The sequence below is a fragment of the Thermococcus sp. genome, from assembly GCF_027063845.1.
Lineage (GTDB): Archaea > Methanobacteriota_B > Thermococci > Thermococcales > Thermococcaceae > Thermococcus.
The window spans coordinates 1-18,844 of sequence record NZ_JAMOQU010000068.1 but is presented as its reverse complement, the minus strand read 5'-3'; the positions used below and the strand labels follow the sequence as shown (position 1 = coordinate 18,844).

Below are 18,844 nucleotides of genomic sequence, written 5' to 3'. Positions count from 1 at the left end.
CGCTCGTGACACGCTCAGGCTTGAGGCCGGCTACACGCTCTACGGCAACGAGACGAAAGAGTTACAGCTCCTCAGCACGGACATTGATGAAGTCACCCCGCTCCAGGCCAACCTCGACTTCGCGATACTCTGGGACAAGGAGTTCATAGGTAAGGACGCCCTCCTCAAGCAGAAGGAGCGCGGTTTGGGAAGGAAGCTCGTCCACTTCAAGATGGTTGACAAGGGAATTCCGAGGGAGGGCTACAAGGTCTACGCGAACGGCGAGGTCATCGGCGAGGTCACGAGCGGAACGCTCTCCCCGCTCCTCGGCATAGGAATCGGAATAGCCTTCGTGAAGGAGGAGTATGCCAGGCCCGGCCTCGAAATCGAGGTGGAAATCAGGGGTAAGCCCAAGAAGGCCGTGACTGTCACTCCACCGTTCTACGACCCCAAGAAATACGGAGCTTTCAGGGAGGAGTGAATCTTTCCCTTTCTCCAAAACCCTTTTAGGTAATGGTACCGTTACCTGGTTCTGGGGGTAGAGGGGTAGAATCAAATTTTATTCAGGGAACCGAAATCGCTGAGTTTATATTCCATCAAAATTAGTCGAGTCCATGTCCAAAAAACACGCAGTCGGTGCCGTTCTTCTCTGGTCAACTGTTGCAAGTGCTTTCAAGCTCTCACTCCGCTACATGAGCCCTCTCCAGCTCCTCTTTTGGGCCCTTCTGACGTCGCTCTTTCTCTACGGTGCCCTCTACTTCCGGAACTTCAGGCCCTCCAGAGAAAACCTACGCTCCGCTTACCTTGGCCTCGTACTCTTCCTCTACTACACCGTCCTCTTCTCTGCCTACGACCTTCTTCCCGCCCAGGAGGCGCAGGCGCTCAACTACACCTGGCCCCTGGCGCTCGTTCTGCTTTCTGTCCCCCTGCTTAAGAGAAAACTCGCCCTGAAGACATTATTTGGCCTCTTTCTTGGCTTTCTCGGTGCCCTTATTGTTGCAACCCGGGGCAACGTCCTATCCCTTGGCTTCTCGAATCCAGTCGGGGACGCCCTCGGCCTCGGGAGCGCTCTAATCTGGGCCGCCTACTGGCTCCTGAACGTTCGGGACGTCAGGAGGCTTGAGGAGAAGATGTTCTGGAACTTCGCCTTTGCTCTCATCTATGTCTCCCTGCTGATTCTCCTCGCGGGTTTTTCATTGCCTCCCATGAAAGGCCTCGCCGGCGCGGTTTACGTCGGCATGTTCGAGATTGGCGTTACTTACCTTCTCTGGTACAGAGCAGTTGAGAGCGACGTTGCCTTTGCCTCGAACCTCGCCTATCTCGTCCCGTTTCTGAGTCTGCTCTTCATCTCCTTCCTCCTTGGTGAGAGAATAGAACCGACAACCGTTCTGGGCTTGGTTCTGATAGTGGTGGGAATCCTCCTTGGAAGGGAGGAGTAGGCGCTTTAACTGGCTTTATCTTTTGGTATCAGTCGGGACGTTTGAACGCTATGAGAGCGGTTTGGAGCTATTAATGTCCTTTAGGAAAGGCTGGCAAGAAGCTTTTGGGAAAAGCTTGACTAAGGAACTTTGCTGGGCGAAGTTTCATCAAAGTTTGTGATTCTTTTAACAGGGATGTTTTGAAAGTGTTTGCACTTTTAAAGGACTCTTGTAGGTTGTGAATTAGATTTTTCCTGTAAAATCGCGCTTTCCAAAAGAGAACCAACCAAAACAATCTCTTCAACGGGTTTACTCTCTTCTTGACGCCCTTCCGGCGTCGATTTAAACGTTAAACCCTTCCAAAAGGGGGCAATTTAAAGAGTTCTCTTACTCAATACGGCCAATTAAATGGAAAATCTTCTTGAAATCCTTCCAGAAGGAGCTATGAACCTTGGTCAAACTTCGCGCAGGCGAAGTTTGTGTGGTGCGGTGGCCGGGATTTGAACCCGGGTTACCGGCTTGGGAGGCCGGTGTCCTGGACCAGGCTAGACTACCACCGCACGCCCGTTATTCTTAAGGGGAGGGAGCTTTAAAAGTTTTACTCCCCACTGGCTTCCGCGCGACGATTAAACGGACGATTCCGCGGTAATAGCGCTCCTCACGCTCGATTTCAAAGTGCTTCGAGACCAGTTTATGAGTCTTCCTGAGCGGGTCGTCATCGAGGAGCAACCTCAGCGGTAACTTCAGGGGGAGGAGAAAGAGGTAGTTGAGCAGAACCGAGTCGCTCTTCGTGTGTTCGAGGAAAATCGCCCTTCCACCTGGCTTCAAAACGCGGAAGATTTCCCTCATTCCCCTCTCGGGGTTCGGAACGGTGCAGAAGACGAAGGAGCTCAGAACGGTGTCAAAACTGCCGTCGGGAAAGGGAAGTTTCTCAACGTCGGCAACCTCAAAACAGACGTTCAGGTTAAGCCTTCTGGCTTTTTCCCGGGCGATTTCAATGACCTCTGGAACGGCATCAACGGCGCAGAGCTCAACGCCATTCGGGTAATAGCGCAACGTTTTCCCAACGCCAACGCCGACTTCCAGGGTTTTCCCCTTCACAAAGGAAACCGCCTTCTTCCTCAGCGGACAGAAGAACCTGTCAAGGGGTTTCTCGAGGGTCTCGTAGTGCCGGGCAATGCGCGAGTACTTCTCCCTGAACGACATGGCCCAAATTGGGAAGAGCTTTTAAAAAGTTGAACCCAAAGCCGGGCGGTGAGAGCATGCCGTACCTCGTAATCGAGCACCTTGAGGAGATAAGCGACTGGCTGTGGCTGGAGTACAAGCACGTGAGCGAGTGGTGGAAGGACAAGCTGATTTTCACCAACGTCCTGCCTGAGGAAAGGGAAAAACTCGCGAAGCTCGGGAGCGTCGTAGGAGAAAGCGTTACGAGATTCCCCTTTGACCGCTCAAAAATCATAGTCCTCGACCTTCAGGCGGAGGAAGAGCTGAAGCCGGAAGACATTGATGATGACACGATAATAGTCGTCGGCGGAATCCTCGGTGATGCCGTCCCGAGGGGAAGAACCAAGGAGTTCATAACGTCAAAGATGGAAGGCGTTAAAGTCAGGCACATCGGGAAACCCCAGTTCTCGATTGACGGGGCAAGCATAGTGGCCAAGCTAATCGCGGACGGCAAGAGGCTGGAGGAGATTGAGTACGAGGAGAATCCGACGATAAAGCTCGACGAGTTCAGCGAGATAACGCTCCACTACGCGGTTCCGAAGCTGGACGGGAAGCTTTTGCTCACGCCGGGCCTTATTGAGTTGCAGAGGAGGGAACTCGGCTACACCGAAGCGGACGAAGAAACAAGCGACGAGGAGCTAATTGAGTTCTTCGAGGGAAAGAGGGAGCTTTAAACCCGCCCTTGCGTACAGTTCAAGTCCATTTTTCGAATAAACGAGAACGTAGTTATTCCTCACCATCTCCCTAAGTCTCTGCAGATATAACCTTCCGCGATAGGTCTTCATGTCCAAAACGACTATGTCAGGGGTTATATTAGCGGGATAAACGTAGACATTCTCCTTAACCGCCAGGGCCGGATAAAAATCAGGCTGGGTGTAAATTGAGAGGTTCGTCTTCAGAAGAACGCCTATAACTTCCCAAGCAGTTTTGTATCTGGGAAGCGGCTCAAGAATTGAATAGTAAACAAGAGAGAATGGCTCTTTGGGTGGAGTTTCTGCGATAGGCATAGTAGCCCACGACGTTATAAACCCGAGCACGAGGAGCACTGATAGAATCCTTTTGAGATGCCTGAATTCAAGCTCTTTCAGGGCGTAGGCTGTGCCCAGGAAGGAAAGCGGGACGACCATGTAAGGATAATGAAAGCCGAAGGAGTACTGGCTGGCCCTTGAGGCAAGGAGGTTCTCAAGCCAAGGAAGGGTAAGGAGGACCCAGTTTCTCGGGAGGAAGAGTGGAAGAAGACCAAAGCTCAGATTGAAGAGTAGGAAGTAAGCGAGCTTTCTGCCGATTAGATGGACGTGTTTGTAAAGACTACCGTAGATGTAGTCCTTCCCGAAATGGGGGATTATAAGCTTGATGACGATTACACCGTAGAGCACAGATATGGCAGCAAAAACGAGAAAGTGGCGGTTTTTCTTCAGTTCCTCGATGGAAAAGCCATCGCGAAAGGCCCACCACAGCGAAAGCGAAACCACGCCGAGAAACGTGTCCTCCTTCACTGAGAGCAAGATGGCTGAGGTTGCGAAAAACTCACGTTCCCTGCCGTCAACGAGGAAAACTGCCGCGAGAAGGAAGAGCGGAACCGCAAGGGAAACGGGGTGAAACTCAAAGAGGTTGATTCCAATGAGGGAGGAGTTGAAGGCGTAGAGCCCCGTCAGCGCGAGCGCCAGCCTCTCGTTCAGAACCTTCTTGGCGAGGAGGTAAGCGAGGAAAACTGACGTGCCGAGTGCAAGACTCTGAACCACGAGAAGGGTCTTCGCGGATGAGAATAGCTTGAAAATGGGAATAAGGGCGTACATTATCGGCTGGAAGTGAACACCAAAGTAGCTGGTAACGCCGTGAACCTGCCACTCCACAGTGTTGAACCACGGACGACCGTGGAGGAAGCCCGCGAAGGACTGCGTAAAGATTCCAAGGTCAAAGCTGGTGTAGCGGAAGTATTTGAACTTACGGAGGCTAAGATGAATCATAATGAGCGAATAGAATAGGGCTATGAGAACCGCAGTAATGTCGTAAGCTGATAATCGAGTTTTAAATTTGAGGTTCACCATCATGAATAGTTAAAAACCGAACTTAAAATTATTTCGCCCACTCGTTAGCAAGATGCTTTATCTCTTCTCGAACCTTCTCCCTCTCGGCCTTGTCAACGACGAGAAACACCTCCTGAACGCTCCCATCGCTCTTGGCGACAAGCTTAAGGCCGGTCTGCGTTTCCCGCGTCACCTTAATCTCGAAGCCCCGAGAATCGCTCGCGTAAATCCTTCCAGGGATTACCTTCTTAACGCCGGGAATCGAGGCTATCTCCTCGAGCGGTTTCTCAAGGCCCTTGAGGAAGTGGTGCTCCCTCTTGACGCCTTTGCGGAAGTGCTTGGGCATGGGCATAGATTCAAACTGAGATTTTTAGCTCTTGCGCAAGGCTTAAGTTATCCTCGATGTCAAACTAAATCGGTGGGAGAATGGAGGACCTGTGGATTGTTAAAGAGTTTGAAAAAGTGGCGGAGTTGATGCCAGAGAAAGCCCTCCGCCTTATAAAGAAAGACCCAGACCTTTTAAAGGAGATAGTAATCTCAGCGTATCTTGATGGAATCATAAGCCTTGGAAAAGCCGCAGAGGTCCTCGGAGTAACGAGAGAGGAGCTTATGGAGGAGTTTAAAAAACGGGGAATCCCCATCAGAACCCCCGACAGAGAAGACGTTCTCTCAGAGGTGGAGGTTATAACGTGTTTGTAGTTGACACAACGGTGTTGTCCAACTTTGCAAAGACGAATTCGATGGACGTTCTCGGGAAAATTCTCGGTGAAACAGCGCTAACAACTCCCCACGTTGTTGAGGAATTTATGGTGGGAGTTAAACGAGGCAGGTATCCTCCAGTTGAAATCCCTCTACCCATCACAGAGCTCACTTCCGAGGAAGAAAGATTGTACAGACTCCTCCGCGCGAAGCTAGGAAAGGGAGAATCATCTTGCATAGCCGTCGCAAAACACAGGGGGTTAATTTTGCTCAGCGATGACTCCTCCGCGCGAAAGAAAGCGAGACTGCTCGGGGTCAAAGTGTCGGGGACGATAGGCCTTCTCGTGCTTGGAGTCAAGAAAGGCATTTTTAACGTTGGAAGAAGGCAATGAGTTGCTGGAGAAAATGATTGAAAAGGCTTCTACTCTCCCGTGAAAAGACTTGAAGAAGTTATGCCCGCTTTCTCACCTTGACGGCGACGCCCTTCTTCGTCTTAACCATCTCCTCCCCGCTCAGAACTGCCTTGCCAACACCCACAACCTTATCGTTGCGGACGACGCCGACTATGTCGTCTGGCCTTATTTTCTCGTCGGCCTCGTTCACACCGACCGCGAAGACATCGCCGCGCAGGTCGAAGTCAATCTTCACCCAGTAGGCTTTGAGCGAGTCGTAAATCCTCTGCATTCCGAAGGGCGTGACGCTTATGACGCCATCTCTGAAGGTTCCCGTCTGCTGGCCCCCAACGAAGAGGCGAAGCATTTTAGAGCCCTTGACGTGGCCGTTATCGGGAAGAACCGCCTCGCCAGCGCCGGCGCCAAAGTAGAAGTCGAAGACCTTCCGTATGTTCTCGAAGTAGCGGTATGTTCTGTCCTCTTTGCTTCCCTCGAGCTCGAACTCCTTCAGGGTCTCGGTGAGGGATTTCAAGCTTTCCTTGCTCGTCGTCCCGTTCTCAACGCGGGTGAAGACTATCTCCCTGCCCGAGAGCTCGCCCGCGAGCTTCGCTATCTCGACGTAGGCTTCATCGAGGTGCGCTACTATTGGAACGTCCTTCGGGTACTTATCGAGGGTCTTTGCCAAAAGCTCGGCCGCTGGCTTTATCTCCTCCTCGCTCCAGTGGCCGGTGACGACTATGTCGTACTTTGCCAGCCACTCCCACTCCCTCGGAACCACGCCGAAGGGAGAAGTGAGGATTAGCTCGTGAACCCTGGCCGTTCCAGAGCCCAGAGCTTCCTTCACGGCGCGCCGGTAGAGCGTGTGGCTCCTTGAGAAGGAGTAGGGCTTCTTGGCCGAGCAGGGAAAGAGGAGAACCAGCTCAGTGTTCTTTGGTGGGGTGAAGCGCTCGAGGACGCGGGAGTGCCAGCGCTTGACCTCGGGCCTCCTGATGGAGGCGTCGCTGATGAAATAGACCGTCTCCTTCTGAATCGGCGTGTACTTCTCGAGGTAATCGGCGTGCTCCAAATCCGCTATGCGAAGAATCCCCGCGTGGTACTGGGTGTAAAACAGGTTCTCCACGAGGTAGCGGAGCTTACCGCTCTCAAGGGCCTTCCTCACCAGGAGTATCGTCTCCCGAGCGAAGTCGAGGGAGTTCGGCTCCTTCCCCCAGAGGAACGGGCTGTACTGGGTGAAGCCCTTGCCCTCGAAGTCGTAGAGCTTGAGCGAGCGCGTGTCGAAGGCGTCAACGCCGAGGTAAACTGCTAACGGATAGAAGAACGGCTCCAAGTCTGCTATAATCATCAGGTTGGGGAACCTCTCGCGGAGCGCGCGGAGGATTTTAACGAAGTAGCGGTACTCCTTGACGAGGATTTTGGAGTTGCCAAGGTAAACCGCCTCGAAGTTGTACCGCTCGATTATCTTGAAGAAATCCTCGAGGTACTCGGTTCTCCTCAGGGCTGGAAGGTAGAAGGCGTTGAAGCCGTCATAGTTAACGCTCCAGAGCCTTCCAAGGGCCTTCTCGATGACTTCGGCGGGAGTGTAGAACCCGAGGGGAATTGAGGGAGCCAAGTTGAAGTCGTAGTCGCCAGGCTCGCTGGGGTGGAAGAAGGAGTTGAAGGGGGAGAGCGTGAAGTCTACCCCTGCCAAGGCGGGGGTCCTGAAAGAGTAGTCCCCTAAGCGAACTAACCCCAACCTTCCAGGCCCTTCGTGTTTGATGACTTCCATGGGCATCACACGAGGTTGTAGCGCTGGAGGAGCAGCAGCTCGTCGAGGGTGAGCTTCTCACCGCGCTTGAACTTCTCAAGGGCCTCAACTGCCCTCTCGAAGCTGGCGTCCTTCTTGGCGCGCATCTTCGCGACGAGCCTGTAAGCTATGAGCTCCTTGTGCTTCTCGTCGTACTCGCGAATCTTCCTCTCGATTTCCCTGAGCTCCCTCCTGACCTCCCTGACCTTCTCGCGGAGCTCGACGACCTTGGCGTGGTACTCGTCGGCCTCCTTCTTGACCTCGTCGGCCTTGTTGAAGGCCTGAATCATCTGCTCGTGGTACTGCTGGCTCTGGTTGGCGAGCTTCTGTATCTCAAGGCTTATGGCCTTCCTGGCCTTCTTGAGCTGGTCGACCTTCTTCCTCGTCTCGACGAGCTTCTTGTGGAACCTGTCGGCCTGCTGGATTATCTCAAGCTCGGTCGCGAGAACCTGTATCTGGTCGACTATCTGCTTCTCCCTCTCGGGAGTGATGTTCGGGTTGGTCTGGAGCTCCCACTCGAGCTTCTCTATCCTCTCCTGTATCTTCTCTGGAGGCATACGGAGTCTTCTGAGCTGGTTGTACTCGTCCCTCTTCGTCCTGTACTCAAGGATTTCCTGGTAGAGGAGGTCGAGCTTGGCGTTGATTTCCTCCCTGTTCTTCTTGAGCTCCTTTATCTTCTGGTTTATCTCATCCCTCTTCGCCTTGTACTCCCTGCCCTTCTGCCTCAACTGCTGGACTTCTTTGTTCTTCTCGTCCCTCTTCTGAATCCAGGTCTGGAGCTCCTTCTCGAGCTCATCAAGTTTGGCCCTTATCTCGTTTCTCTCCTTCTCAAGGGCCTCCAATTCTCTCTTGATTCTCTTAATCTCCTCTGGGTCCACTTTAACCGTTGGCATCTCTCTTACCCCTCTCCCATTTTTAGAACAGCTCTGTTCACTCCAAACATCTGGACTGAAAAATGAGAAAGCAAATAAAAACTTTTTGGCCGAAATCGAAAAGGAGTAAAAGGGAAGCAACTCACTTCGAGTTCTCAGCCTTCTGGGGATAGGGCATGAACTCCACCGTTCCCCTCTGCCTCATCGGTTGCTTGTAAAGCTCCATAAGGGCGTAAACTTCCTCTGGAACCTCAGTGCTGACGGGGAGACCCAGCTCTTTCGCCTGCTCGTAGGTAATTGGATAGTCGTGCGTCCACCTGCCTTCCGTCAGGATTTGCGCCAACTCCCTGGCCCTCTCCTCGCCGTACCTGTCCCTGAGGAGGTTGTAAACGAAGTCGCGAACCTGCTTTATGGCTTTTTCAGCCACGTCGGCAAGGATTAGCGTCTGGTCATCCACCTTGTCAACGCCCTTCTTCTCGACGGCCCTGACTATGCTCGGTCCCGGGTACTGGCCGAGCTGTGGGTCAACCGGGCCGAGAACCGCGTGCGGGTCCATTATTATCTTGTCCGCTGCGAGGGCTATAAGCGTTCCACCGCTCATGGCGTAGTGCGGGACTATCACGCGAGTCTCGGCAGGGTGGTCCTTGAGGGCCTTGGCTATCTGGGTCGCCGCGAGAACGAGTCCTCCAGGGGTGTGGATTATCAGGTCAATGGGCTTGTCCTTGGGGGCCATTCTGATAGCCCTGAGGATTTCCTCGCTGTCTTCCATGCTGATGAAGCGGTAGAAGGGTATTCCAAAGAGGCCGATGCTTTCTTGCCTGTGAATCATCGTTATTACCGTTGAGCCCCTCTTACGGGAAAGCTGTTGGAGGATTCTAGCCCTCGCTATCTGAAGGCTTCTGTACTGCATCTGAGGCCAGAGGAGCAGGTACAGGAAGAAGAGCCACCACAGGAGAGAGCCAAAAAAACCGCTTGCCGCGTCGCTCATGGTATCACCCAATAGAAAAGGAGAGAGAAGTATTTATAGGCTTTGGTTCAGCCCTTTACAACTTGGGTTCCGGTCTTCCCATCGAGGGCCTCAACGGCTCTATCGAGCGAGGCTATGATTCCTCTCTCGCCACCCCACTCGACGAACCTTATCACCGCCAGAACTTTTGGCCCCATGCTTCCCTTCTTGAAGTGGCCTTCCTCGTAGTACTTCCTCAACTCCCTGACGGTAACCCTCTCAAGCCACTTCTCGTTTGGCTTCCCGAAGTTAATCGCGGCGCCGTTGACGTCTGTGAGAATCATGAAGATATCAGCCTCGACTTCCTCCGCCAGCTTCTCCCCGGCCAAATCCTTGTCTATGACCGCCTCGACGCCCTTCAGCTTTCCATCCTCCTCCACAACGGGGACGCCACCACCTCCGCTGGCTATAACTATGAATCCCTTCTCCACGAGGTTCTGAATAACCGGGGCCTCAACGTGGTGCTTGGGGTCTGGGCTCGGTACGACGCGCCTCCAGCCCCTTCCGGCGTCCTCGATGACCACCCAGCCCTTCTCCTTCGCCAGCTTCTTCGCGGTTTTCTCGTCGTAGAAGGGGCCAACCGGCTTGGTTGGGTGCTGGAAGGCGGGATCGTTCTTGTCAACTACCGTCTGGGTCACTATCGTTGCCACCGGCCTCTCAATACCACGTTTTCTGAGCTCGTTGACGAGCGCCTGCTGAATCATGTATCCTATCTGTCCCTGGGTCATTGCCCCGGCAACGTCCATGGGCTGGGCGGGTATGCCGTGAACCTGCTGGCCAGCGTCCATGTGGAGAAGGAGCGCACCGACCTGGGGGCCGTTGCCATGAGTAATGACGACCTCATAACCCTTCTCGATAATATCGGCTATCTGCTTGGCAGTTCTCCTCACGTTCTCCATCTGCTCCTCGTATGTTCCCTTTTGGCCCCTCTGAAGGATTGCGTTACCGCCAAGGGCTATTACAACTCTCTTCACAACAGCCACCTCCATTGATAAATAATTCCAGGTCTGAGAATAAAAACGTTCGTTAGGTGCCAACGATGTTCATTTGAAAAAGGTTCGGCTCATTTATGATTTAGCTTACAAATGCAAAGAATAGTGGGAAAAGGACTTTCCTTCATAAATACCATTCCGAAAAGCTTCCAAGTCCGAGCCTCTCAAGCGTCCTCATGACGCCCAGCGCTATGCCCTCGACTTCTATCCCTCCGGGGAGCTTGTAGGCGTCGCCGACGACATAGATGTCCTCAACCGAGAATTCCTCAACTACCTGACCGCTCGCAACCCTGTTCACAGGGTTTCCGTCGAGGTAGGTCTGGATTAGCAGTATCTCTCCTTCCTCATCAAGGTTCGGGAAAATTCTGTAGATGTCCTCGATGCCCTTCCTCCGCTCGGCCTTAACGTTCCTGCTCTGAAGGGCGTGGTGGAGCATTATCAGGGTGTAGCCCTCTTTAGCCAGCTCAGGGCTGAGCGATGAGGGCTCGTTGTAGCCGTTTACCCTCTCGGTGTCGAGTGTGAAAACGACGGTGTTGCCTATCCTCTGGTTACCTTTCAGGGCGACGTTGTACTTTATCCCCTCACTGGGCTTGAGGGAATCCACCCGCTTGAGGTAGCCATGGTCGAAGTTATCCCTGCCGATCAGCTCGACCGTTTCCTTTATGCCGATGTTTGAAATCAGCACGTCGTAGAGGAACTCATCACCGTCTGCGGTGATTACTTTCTTTGAGTCTGCATCAACTTCAACGGCCTTCTTCCTCGTGAGTATCTTCCCGCCGTTTTCCGCCACTATCCTTGCGAGCTCTCCGGTCAGGGCCTTACAGCCACCCTTAACAAGGCCAGGTCCGCCCCATTTCAGGGTGGCCTTGATCTCCTTCGCCAGCTCAAGCGCGGGAACGTCTAAGACGCTGTCGGCCCAGCCGAGGAAGCTTTTGATGAAAAGGTCAGCGAACTCGTTGTCGCCTATCTTCTCCCGAATCCACTCGCGGCCGCTCATCTCTGGGTCGTCCACCGGCAGCTTCCCGCGCCTTATGTCAAGGAGAAGCTTTGTGGCCTTCGCCTTCTCGGTAAAGCTCAGATACTTCCAGCCCTCGCGGTAGTGGAAGGTCTTCCCCTCGTAGAATATCATACCCTTGGGATTAGAGTTCACTATCCGGACGTTGGCACCGAGGAGCTTGAGGAGGTGAGCAAGAGGGCCGTCCTCTCCGTGGGGTAGCATGTGGAACGCTCCAGTGGAGAGACCGAAGCCCTTGTAGTCCAAATTTGTAAAGCGGCCGCCGATGTAGGGTGCCTTTTCAAGAATAGTGACTTCATGGCCATTTTTAGCGAGAAATGAAGCCGTTAGAAGACCCCCAATTCCAGAGCCTATCACAACTGCCCTCATTTTTTCCCACCTGAAAAGGCTGAGGGAAAGGGGAAATATAAGGGTTGTTCCTAAAAGGAAGAAAAATTCAGAGCCTCCACTCAACTCCAAGAATCTCGCTGTAAGCTTCCAAAACCCTGCTCAGGTACTCCTTGGCGGTGCCCACCTTGTCCTCCTTGAACTTCCTGGCCCAGTTCTCATTGCCGAACTCCTCGCTTCCGGCTGCAACGAGGTCTATGACGCGCATGCTGTCCCAGAAAGCCGGGGTGTAGCCGGCTTTCCTCGCGTACTCGATGAGCCTCTTGAGCTGCTTCCTTGCGTGCTCTTCCATGTCAACGTTCTCGCCGTAGGCGTCCATGAACAGGGCCTTGAGCACGGGCTTCATCCAGCCCCTGTGGAAGCGGCACCAGCCGACGTTGTCGTACCAGAACTCCCAGAGGGCGCTGGCTATTATCTTCTGGGCGAGCTCCTCAGGCTCAAGGAAGACGCCGAACTGGTAGAACGTCCAGTAGCGGCCCTGGATTGGGAGCGGGATGTAGTTGCCTATCGCCCAGTACATCGTCGGAGTCATCTCACCGTCCTCGCCGAGCGGGGTGAAGACGGCGTAGTCCTTGAAGCTCTCGCCGTAGCTCAGCCTGTCCTTGAACTTCTCGTCGAAGATTACGCTCGCCTTCCTCTTGCCGAGGCCTATTATCTTGGCAATCTCGTTCTCGGCGAAGGCAACTCTGTGGGCCAGCTCTGCAACGAGCTTCGCGTTGACCTCGCTCGCCTCGACCGGGCGCTCGATGAGTGCCTCCTTCGTGAACTCCGGCTTGCCGCTTATGCCGACCTCTTCGGGCTTGAGCAGACCGCGGTGGACGAGCTCAAGAACCCACGCGGCGGTTCCACCGAACTCTATCGCGTCGAAACCCATGGCGTCAACAGCGTGGACGCTTATGTCGCTGGCGCGGAGGCTTATACTTCCGCTGAGCGGACCGTTGGCCTCGTAGGGCTCGTACTCGACGTGGTGGCCGCGGCGGTACTTCTTGCAGACCACCGGACACGGCTCACCGCAGGTCGTCCAGTTCTTCGGCTTTATGGCCTCCTCGTTGAAGGGCTCCCAGTAGTGCTTCATTATGTTCTCGTGAATCCTTATGCGCTCCTCCTTCGGAATGTAGGGCATCTGCCAGTTGAGTACCGGAACGAAGTCTCCCTCGGCCGGGTAGTTGCCTCCAAAGGTTCCGCCGGTGTTGAGCTTGGGGTTGAAGCGGTACTTGGTGGTCTTTTCACTTATAATCTCGTTGTAAGGCTTCTTGTGCACGCCCTCAACTATGCCCTTCGCCGTCCTGAAGTTCGAGATGTCCTCGCCAGGGAACTTCCTCTTCCTCGGCTTTCCGCCGAAGATTATACCCACGACGTTGTGCGCCCTGAGCAGGACGCTTCCAGAGCCACCTCTCGCGGCCCAGTCCTCGCTACCAACGAGGCGCTTGCCCTTCCTCAACGCCTGAGAGAATATCGCACCGTAGTTGGTGTTGAGGGCAGAAGGACCAACGACCGCTATTCTGTACTCGAATTCGAAGCGCCCCCCGAACGTGTCTATGAGGTACTGGGTAAGGGCATAGACGCCTTCCTCGCCCTTGTAGCCCCTCCATATCTCGATGACTTTTTCAAGCTCAATCTCGTGGAGCTCGACCCTAACGTTCTCGCCGTCGTTGTAGAGGAGAACCACAACGGGCTTCTCGGCCTTGCCCTCAAAGGTCACGAAGTCAACGCCGACGTTCTTGAAGGCGTAGGCGGCACCACCCATCGCCGAGGGGAAGAGAGTCCCGTAGAGCGGTGAGCGGAAGAAGAACATGAGCCTGTGTGCACCAGGGAGGGCCGAACCCGAGAACGGCCCCATCCCCATTATCATGACGTTTTTCGGGTCGTATGGGTCAATGGAGTGAGTCTCAAGAGCCTCGTGGAGCTCAAGACCGTAATCTATGACACCGTAAATGCCATCTTTCTCGATTTCCTCACTTTCAACCCTTCTCTCGTCCAGCTTGAGTCGGAGAACCGTGAACTTCATGGTCTCACCCCTTTGTATCACTCTAAGTGTTAGCTAAGGTTCGAACGTATTTAAGTTTTTCCTGTTGCGCTGAAGGCATGGAGAAGATGAACAGAACTGAGCATTAGATAGCGCGAAAAGGAAATCGAAGAAGGAAGAGAATCGAGGGAATCACTCGATGTCCTCGAAGCGCTCCTCAAGCCTCTTCAGCACGCCCGGCAGGGTGGTGTACTCCATGTCCTCGAGCGGAAGCCTGTGGGGTTCGAACGGGCCGTGTCTGCGCATGTACTCGGTAATCTCAAGGGCCTTCTGCCTGGCGTAGTCGTAGGCCGGGTCGTCGAAGAGGTCAACAGGACCGACGAGCTTTCCTTCTGGGCTTATCTGCCAGCCGAGCGCGACAACCCTCGGCGGGCCATCGAACCTGGTCGGGTTGGCGTAGTTCATCGGAACTGGCATTATCGGGCCGTTGTGGCTTCCCCTCATCCATCCGCTGACGAGGTGCGGGAAGGCAAAGGGCTCGAGGACCTCTCCGAGGGCCGGAAGTCCGCTCTGAGCCCTGACGATGGCGACCGGGTCGTCCTTACCGACGTATTCTCCAGCAATCTCGTAGAGCTTCTCGGTGCTGACAACAGCCACTGGCTCGTCCTTCGGAATTGGGTGGCCCTCCTTCGGGTAAACGCGCTTGATGACGTAGCGACTCTTGGCGCCGATGAGTGCGAGAAGGTCGTAGACCTCCTCAGGGGTGTTGAGTATTACGCGCTTGTGCTTGAGGATGTCCCAGACCTCGAAGCGGAAGCCCATGTGCATCTTAGGGTCGATGACGAGGCCCGCGGTGTTGAACGGGTCGGCGAACATCCTGAATATCGGCAGGTTGAAGGCTCCAGGTTCGGTCTTGTCCATGTGGAAGGTCACTATCGGCTCGCTCTTCCTCAGCGTTATCTCCATCTCGGCAACGCCGGGGCCCATTCCGCGGACGTTTCCGCTGAAGGCGTCCTTGAGAAGGTCCTGCCCGGCACCGTAGAGTCCGAGCTCCTTGGCGACCTTGGTTGCCTCCTCGAAGGCCTTCCAGGCAAGTCCGTGAACGTCGGGGCTGTCAACGCCCTTCTTGTGGGTCATGATGAGCTGAAGGTCATCGCCCGCGTAGGCCACGTAGAAGTCGATTATCGTCCCTTCCTCCTTGGCCTTGGCAAGAACTTCCTCCGCGGTTTCTATCAGCTGCGGGTGCACCCTGGAGTGCCCCGGCCAGCCTCCTATGTCGGCCTTAATTACGCTAATCGTTATCTTTTCTCCAACGGCCATGGCAACCACCCGACGAGAATAGGGAGTTTTATACTTATAAAACGTTAATATCACCGTAAATGATACGGGAAGCCTAAAAGGAGAGAAGTCACTCGCAGATGTCGGTCCAGCCGAACTGCTCCTTGACGACCTTGATGAGGTTCTTAAGCTCGTCCTTCTTGATGTTGACGCTCGAGCTCGCGCCGACGAGGGCTATGATGCCGTGGACCTCTTCCTGGAGCTGTATAACGTCGTCATGAACTTTGACAACCCTGAGTTCCCTCCTGGCGGTCTCGTCCTCCCCAATCCTGAACTTGTCCTTTCCGATAACGATTGGCTCTTCCATCGCCACCACCTCGGTAGATTTTTGTGTGTCAAGGTTAATAAAACTTCCGGGAGCAAAGTTTATAAACCCGGGACGGTTAAGGTTGAGACGGACGGGGGCGTGGTGTAGCCTGGTCCATCATCGCGGGCTCCAGAGGTATGAGGACTTGCGGGTTTGCTGATTGGGGATGAGCCTTTGGAGCTCTGACCCGGAGAAACCCGCGGACCGGGGTTCAAATCCCCGCGCCCCCACCATTGAAACTTTGCTGGGCAAAGTTTCATCAAAGTTCGTGATTCCCTTTTGAGTTGCTATTCTTTGAGTGGATTTCTCTGATTGTTCTTGGGGAAAGATGAATTTCTCTTAGGGCGTCTTTTAGCGGGGGGTTCAAGTGTTTTGCGCTCCGAAGGAGCACGGTTTAAGTAGAACCCGCGTGAAAGAGGGTGTATCTTTAAAAAATTCAACCTTCAGGAGCCAGTTTAGAGTTTAAAATCCCTTGATGAAGATGCCTTAAATAGGAATCACGAGCTTTTGGTGAAGCTTTTCCTAAAAGCTTCCTGCGCAAGCGCTGGCGGAGGATTGGGTGTTTTTCTAAGAATTGGTTAAGTTTTGAATGGGTTTTTTTACTTAACTTGCCCTTGGGTGGGTGTTTCACTCTAAAAAAGCGCCTAGAGGGTGCTGAAAGCAAAGTTGAAACTGTTTGTAGGTTGTATCTAGAAGTAAATCCTTTATAAAGTTGTTTTTAGGTAGTGCACGACTATTCTTTGCCCTTTTGGAAAGAAGGGTGTTCATTTCGCCAGCCTTTCTCAAAGGCTGTAGGCAAAGTTTCTTTGGTCAAACTTTTTCCAAAGCTTGCTTGTGAGTGTTTTACTCTCCAAAGGCGCCCAAAAGGGCGTCAATGAAAGTGAATAAAATCTGGCTCCATTCGAGCCTTGGACGAGGGGGCTACAAGCGTTTGGGGAGCTTCACTCCTCACTTGCTGAGCATCTTCTCGAGTTCCTCAACTGGCTTTAGTTCTGAGACCAACATGTTAAAGGTCTTCTCGTCGAGAGCTTCCCGCTCTATTGAGACGAGCAGGATTCCCCTGTTAAGAGTCGCAAGGTCCCTCAGGCTGGCTATGAACTTCAAAACGCTTTCGGGTTTATTTTCAAGCAGAAGGTACTCAACGCAGTCTAGAAGAATGACCTTGTCTAGATTGGTGGATTCAAGGAACGCTTTGAGATTCTCAAGTAGGTATGGAAGTCTGGTAGGGTCTACGGCCTCGTCGTGTTTGACCTTTGAGACCCAGAGAACCGGGATGATTTTGAGCCCTAGTCTTGACCTAAAGACCTCAGGGGGGTCTCTTGTGACGGCAATTCCCGGAAGGTGCCTGTGTTTTGTTAGCTCAACGAATAGCCTTTCGGTTGCTTCACTCCTTCCCCAATACGCACCGTACGCTATTTCTTGACTTGGCTCTGTTGCTATGGGGACGATGACGTATTGCCCCCTAGCAAAGGGCAAGTAAAGCATTACTGAGGAAAGGAATAGCAGAAGGGCGCCGATTGTCAGGAGAATTGACCGTATGATTACATATGTCTCGTTACCGTAAAGAACTGAGGTTCGAAGGAGCACCCCTATGAACTCGGCAATGACAACGAGAAAAAAGGCGCCGATGAGCAGATTAAAAACCCTGGTGAAGTAGCTAACTCGGAGATTCCTCTTAACGTTTTTTTCAATCGTGAGCAGCATGATGACTATAGCGAGCGATAGTAGGAGCACGGTCAAATCCCTAAGGAAATAACCCATCGAAAGTACGTGAGGCATGTATGTACATTGATGCTCAGGTTTTTAACGGTTTCGTGGGGTTTTTAAAGGGATGGCCGATTTATCCATGGTGGTTCCAATGTCATGGAAGGAGAAGCTTGGTTTGGTTCACATTTACACAGGGAACGGGAAGGGAAAAACTACCGCCGCGTTCGGTCTTGCCGTTAGAATGCTCGGCTCCGGCGGAAATGTCGCGATAGTTCAGTTCATGAAGGCTCCGAAGGTTTACGGCGAGCAGAAAAAGATTGAAGAGTGTGGAGCACTCATGGAGTCCTTCGGCCTGCCGAAGTTCGTTCACGGAAAGCCGACTGAGGAGGATATCGAGGCGGCAAAAAAAGCCCTCGCGAGGGCGAGGGAGCTCGTTTCAAGCGGGGAGTGGGATTTGGTGATACTCGACGAAATCTGCGTTGCCCTCGGCTTCAACATGCTGGACGTCGAGGAGGTCAAGGAGCTCATAAAGAGCAAGGCCCCGAACACCGAGCTCGTTCTAACCGGTCGCTACTGTCCTGAGGAGCTCTTTGAGCTGGCTGACTACGTCACGGAGATGAGGGAGGTGAAGCACCCGTATCAGAAGGGAATCCTCGCCAGGAGGGGCGTTGAATACTGAAGTCCACTTCAAGAACCGAAAAGCTTTTTAGTTAGGAAAGCTTAAGATAAGCCGGGGAGATTTTAGTAACAATTTTTTAGGATAATCGAAAGGGGGTGATAGAATGAGCGAGCTGATTCAGCAGATTGTGCAGGTTCTCAAGGAGCAGGTCGTTCAGGACACCGTTGTTCCCAGGAACATAAGGCGCGCCGCCGAGCAGGCGATTGAGGTTCTCCTCGACGAGAGCAAGGAGCCCGCGGTTAGGGCTGCCGATGCCATAGCCATTCTCGAGGAGATTAGCGAGGACCCGAACATGCCCATGCACACGAGGACCATCATATGGGAGGTTCTTGGTGCCCTCGAGCAGGTTAAGTGAGCCTTTGATTTTTCCGCTCATTTCCTGCTCAGGTACCACAGCTTGGCGCTCTCCTCGACCAGCTCCGCCTTGTAAAAAGCTTCCCTCAGGCTTTTTCCGACGGTCACGATTCCGTGCTTCTCCATCAGAACCGCGTCAGCTTCTTTCAAGGCCTCTGCCGTGACCTCCGCGAGCTCCTCGGTTCCCGCTGGTCTGAACGGCGCTATCGGGATTCTCCTGAGGTAGAGCTCGGCCTCGGGCGTTATTATCGGCAGTTCTCCTTCGAGGAGAGTAGAGGCAACTATCGAGTAAGGCGGGTGAAGGTGGGCTATTGCCTTAACGTCTGGCCTCGCTCTGTAAACGGCCAGATGAAGCCTGTACTCGGAGGAGGGTCTAACGCCCGAGAGCTGATTTCCGCTGAGGTCTATCACGGCGACCTGCTCCTCGGTCATCTCGTCCATAACCGCTCCGGTCGCCTTTATGAACACCAAATTTCCGACGCGGACGCTCAGGTTCCCGCCGAAAGCTGCAGTTAAACCGCGCTCGTGGGCTTTCCTCGAGTAGAGGACGAGCTGGCGTTTTGCTATTCGGCTCATGGAAATCACCTCACCTTAACCCCGTAACCGCAGTCCAGACAGAGGGCCTTCTTACCGCGCCACGCGAGTTCACCGCCGCAGAGGGGGCACGTGTCGAGGTTTCCGGCCTCTTTCCAGCGCTCG

Annotated in this window: 20 protein-coding genes and 2 tRNA genes; 8 read left to right on the top strand and 14 right to left on the bottom strand. The window is 53.6% G+C overall.

Annotated features, from left to right (window positions below):
- Together MVO87_RS04675 and MVO87_RS04670 are read left to right on the top strand one after the other, a co-directional pair.
- Positions 1-460 (top strand): glycine cleavage T C-terminal barrel domain-containing protein (locus MVO87_RS04675; protein WP_297552370.1); only part of this gene is annotated, 460 nt, incomplete at its 5' end.
- Positions 461-593: 133 nt separating this feature from the next.
- Complete coding sequence (locus MVO87_RS04670) at positions 594-1,418, top strand: DMT family transporter (protein WP_297513783.1); 825 nt, start codon at positions 594-596, stop codon at positions 1,416-1,418.
- Positions 1,419-1,879: 461 nt separating this feature from the next.
- Here MVO87_RS04670 and MVO87_RS04665 read toward each other — a convergent pair.
- A tRNA-Gly gene (locus MVO87_RS04665) sits at positions 1,880-1,957 on the bottom strand.
- 13 nt (positions 1,958-1,970) lie between these two features.
- Positions 1,971-2,603, bottom strand: coding sequence for a class I SAM-dependent methyltransferase (locus MVO87_RS04660; protein ID WP_297552369.1), 633 nt, complete (start codon positions 2,601-2,603; stop codon positions 1,971-1,973).
- 56 nt (positions 2,604-2,659) lie between these two features.
- Between MVO87_RS04660 and MVO87_RS04655 the strand changes: the two genes are divergently transcribed.
- Positions 2,660-3,295 carry a hypothetical protein gene (locus tag MVO87_RS04655; protein WP_297512453.1) on the top strand — a complete coding sequence of 212 codons (636 nt, stop codon included), beginning with the start codon at positions 2,660-2,662 and terminating at the stop codon, positions 3,293-3,295.
- Here MVO87_RS04655 and MVO87_RS04650 read toward each other — a convergent pair.
- Positions 3,260-4,669: a DUF2079 domain-containing protein gene (locus MVO87_RS04650; RefSeq protein WP_297512451.1), complete on the bottom strand. Its 1,410-nt coding sequence runs from the start codon at positions 4,667-4,669 to the stop codon at positions 3,260-3,262. The genes MVO87_RS04655 and MVO87_RS04650 overlap by 36 nt on opposite strands.
- Before the next feature lie 28 nt (positions 4,670-4,697).
- A complete protein-coding gene (locus MVO87_RS04645; RefSeq protein ID WP_297512449.1) occupies positions 4,698-4,994 on the bottom strand; it encodes a DUF2103 domain-containing protein in 297 nt (98 codons plus the stop codon).
- Positions 4,995-5,074: 80 nt separating this feature from the next.
- Between MVO87_RS04645 and MVO87_RS04640 the strand changes: the two genes are divergently transcribed.
- Both MVO87_RS04640 and MVO87_RS04635 read left to right on the top strand, forming a co-directional pair.
- Positions 5,075-5,347 (top strand): UPF0175 family protein, encoded by a 273-nt coding sequence (locus tag MVO87_RS04640; RefSeq protein WP_297512446.1) that lies wholly within the window; start codon positions 5,075-5,077, stop codon positions 5,345-5,347.
- Positions 5,338-5,739: a PIN domain-containing protein gene (locus tag MVO87_RS04635; RefSeq protein WP_297552368.1), complete on the top strand. Its 402-nt coding sequence runs from the start codon at positions 5,338-5,340 to the stop codon at positions 5,737-5,739. The genes MVO87_RS04640 and MVO87_RS04635 overlap by 10 nt, the downstream gene beginning before the upstream one ends.
- Before the next feature lie 58 nt (positions 5,740-5,797).
- Here the strand turns inward: MVO87_RS04635 and arcS are convergent, their stop codons facing one another.
- The 8 genes from arcS to MVO87_RS04595 all read right to left on the bottom strand — a co-directional run bounded on the left by arcS (position 5,798) and on the right by MVO87_RS04595 (position 15,405).
- Positions 5,798-7,504 carry an archaeosine synthase subunit alpha gene (gene arcS, locus MVO87_RS04630; protein ID WP_297552372.1) on the bottom strand — a complete coding sequence of 569 codons (1,707 nt, stop codon included), beginning with the start codon at positions 7,502-7,504 and terminating at the stop codon, positions 5,798-5,800.
- Positions 7,505-7,509: 5 nt separating this feature from the next.
- Positions 7,510-8,415, bottom strand: coding sequence for a coiled-coil protein (locus MVO87_RS04625; protein ID WP_297515648.1), 906 nt, complete (start codon positions 8,413-8,415; stop codon positions 7,510-7,512).
- Positions 8,416-8,536: 121 nt separating this feature from the next.
- Positions 8,537-9,382, bottom strand: coding sequence for an SDH family Clp fold serine proteinase (locus tag MVO87_RS04620; protein WP_297515651.1), 846 nt, complete (start codon positions 9,380-9,382; stop codon positions 8,537-8,539).
- A 47-nt stretch (positions 9,383-9,429) separates the two neighbouring features.
- Positions 9,430-10,374 (bottom strand): carbamate kinase, encoded by a 945-nt coding sequence (gene arcC, locus MVO87_RS04615; protein ID WP_297515660.1) that lies wholly within the window; start codon positions 10,372-10,374, stop codon positions 9,430-9,432.
- A 142-nt stretch (positions 10,375-10,516) separates the two neighbouring features.
- A complete protein-coding gene (locus MVO87_RS04610) occupies positions 10,517-11,776 on the bottom strand; it encodes a phytoene desaturase family protein (protein ID WP_297552366.1) in 1,260 nt (419 codons plus the stop codon).
- A gap of 67 nt (positions 11,777-11,843) precedes the next feature.
- Complete coding sequence (gene gor / locus MVO87_RS04605; protein WP_297552363.1) at positions 11,844-13,802, bottom strand: glyceraldehyde-3-phosphate:ferredoxin oxidoreductase; 1,959 nt, start codon at positions 13,800-13,802, stop codon at positions 11,844-11,846.
- A gap of 150 nt (positions 13,803-13,952) precedes the next feature.
- Positions 13,953-15,080 (bottom strand): fructose-1,6-bisphosphate aldolase/phosphatase, encoded by a 1,128-nt coding sequence (gene fbp, locus MVO87_RS04600; RefSeq protein WP_042692382.1) that lies wholly within the window; start codon positions 15,078-15,080, stop codon positions 13,953-13,955.
- An 88-nt stretch (positions 15,081-15,168) separates the two neighbouring features.
- Positions 15,169-15,405 (bottom strand): hypothetical protein, encoded by a 237-nt coding sequence (locus MVO87_RS04595; RefSeq protein ID WP_042692379.1) that lies wholly within the window; start codon positions 15,403-15,405, stop codon positions 15,169-15,171.
- A 93-nt stretch (positions 15,406-15,498) separates the two neighbouring features.
- Between MVO87_RS04595 and MVO87_RS04590 the strand changes: the two genes are divergently transcribed.
- Positions 15,499-15,638, top strand: a tRNA-Trp gene (locus MVO87_RS04590).
- 715 nt (positions 15,639-16,353) lie between these two features.
- On the opposite strand, the gene MVO87_RS04585 is transcribed toward MVO87_RS04590, so the two are convergent.
- Positions 16,354-17,184, bottom strand: a complete 831-nt coding sequence (locus MVO87_RS04585; protein WP_297515504.1) for a DUF835 domain-containing protein — start codon at positions 17,182-17,184, stop codon at positions 16,354-16,356.
- A 79-nt stretch (positions 17,185-17,263) separates the two neighbouring features.
- Between MVO87_RS04585 and cobO the strand changes: the two genes are divergently transcribed.
- Together cobO and MVO87_RS04575 are read left to right on the top strand one after the other, a co-directional pair.
- A complete protein-coding gene (gene cobO / locus MVO87_RS04580; protein ID WP_297515513.1) occupies positions 17,264-17,791 on the top strand; it encodes a cob(I)yrinic acid a,c-diamide adenosyltransferase in 528 nt (175 codons plus the stop codon).
- A 103-nt stretch (positions 17,792-17,894) separates the two neighbouring features.
- Positions 17,895-18,146, top strand: coding sequence for a stationary phase-response protein (locus MVO87_RS04575; RefSeq protein WP_014122777.1), 252 nt, complete (start codon positions 17,895-17,897; stop codon positions 18,144-18,146).
- A gap of 17 nt (positions 18,147-18,163) precedes the next feature.
- Here MVO87_RS04575 and MVO87_RS04570 read toward each other — a convergent pair whose 3' ends face one another.
- Positions 18,164-18,721, bottom strand: a complete 558-nt coding sequence (locus tag MVO87_RS04570; RefSeq protein ID WP_297515507.1) for an aldolase — start codon at positions 18,719-18,721, stop codon at positions 18,164-18,166.
- Positions 18,722-18,844: the final 123 nt, after the last annotated feature.

Excerpts from the sequence above, each read along its gene's own strand:
- MVO87_RS04575 (WP_014122777.1), top strand. The coding sequence starts at position 17,895 with ATGAGCGAGCTGATTCAGCAGATTGTGCAGGTTCTCAAGGAGCAGGTC.
- cobO (WP_297515513.1), top strand. The coding sequence starts at position 17,264 with ATGTCATGGAAGGAGAAGCTTGGTTTGGTTCACATTTACACAGGGAAC.
- MVO87_RS04595 (WP_042692379.1), bottom strand. The coding sequence starts at position 15,405 with ATGGAAGAGCCAATCGTTATCGGAAAGGACAAGTTCAGGATTGGGGAG.
- MVO87_RS04625 (WP_297515648.1), bottom strand. The coding sequence starts at position 8,415 with ATGCCAACGGTTAAAGTGGACCCAGAGGAGATTAAGAGAATCAAGAGA.
- MVO87_RS04670 (WP_297513783.1), top strand. The coding sequence starts at position 594 with ATGTCCAAAAAACACGCAGTCGGTGCCGTTCTTCTCTGGTCAACTGTT.
- gor (WP_297552363.1), bottom strand. The coding sequence starts at position 13,802 with ATGAAGTTCACGGTTCTCCGACTCAAGCTGGACGAGAGAAGGGTTGAA.
- MVO87_RS04620 (WP_297515651.1), bottom strand. The coding sequence starts at position 9,382 with ATGAGCGACGCGGCAAGCGGTTTTTTTGGCTCTCTCCTGTGGTGGCTC.
- fbp (WP_042692382.1), bottom strand. The coding sequence starts at position 15,080 with ATGGCCGTTGGAGAAAAGATAACGATTAGCGTAATTAAGGCCGACATA.
- MVO87_RS04570 (WP_297515507.1), bottom strand. The coding sequence starts at position 18,721 with ATGAGCCGAATAGCAAAACGCCAGCTCGTCCTCTACTCGAGGAAAGCC.
- MVO87_RS04585 (WP_297515504.1), bottom strand. The coding sequence starts at position 17,184 with ATGCCTCACGTACTTTCGATGGGTTATTTCCTTAGGGATTTGACCGTG.
- arcS (WP_297552372.1), bottom strand. The coding sequence starts at position 7,504 with ATGGAAGTCATCAAACACGAAGGGCCTGGAAGGTTGGGGTTAGTTCGC.
- MVO87_RS04650 (WP_297512451.1), bottom strand. The coding sequence starts at position 4,669 with ATGGTGAACCTCAAATTTAAAACTCGATTATCAGCTTACGACATTACT.
- MVO87_RS04645 (WP_297512449.1), bottom strand. The coding sequence starts at position 4,994 with ATGCCCAAGCACTTCCGCAAAGGCGTCAAGAGGGAGCACCACTTCCTC.
- MVO87_RS04610 (WP_297552366.1), bottom strand. The coding sequence starts at position 11,776 with ATGAGGGCAGTTGTGATAGGCTCTGGAATTGGGGGTCTTCTAACGGCT.
- MVO87_RS04660 (WP_297552369.1), bottom strand. The coding sequence starts at position 2,603 with ATGTCGTTCAGGGAGAAGTACTCGCGCATTGCCCGGCACTACGAGACC.
- MVO87_RS04655 (WP_297512453.1), top strand. The coding sequence starts at position 2,660 with ATGCCGTACCTCGTAATCGAGCACCTTGAGGAGATAAGCGACTGGCTG.
- MVO87_RS04640 (WP_297512446.1), top strand. The coding sequence starts at position 5,075 with ATGGAGGACCTGTGGATTGTTAAAGAGTTTGAAAAAGTGGCGGAGTTG.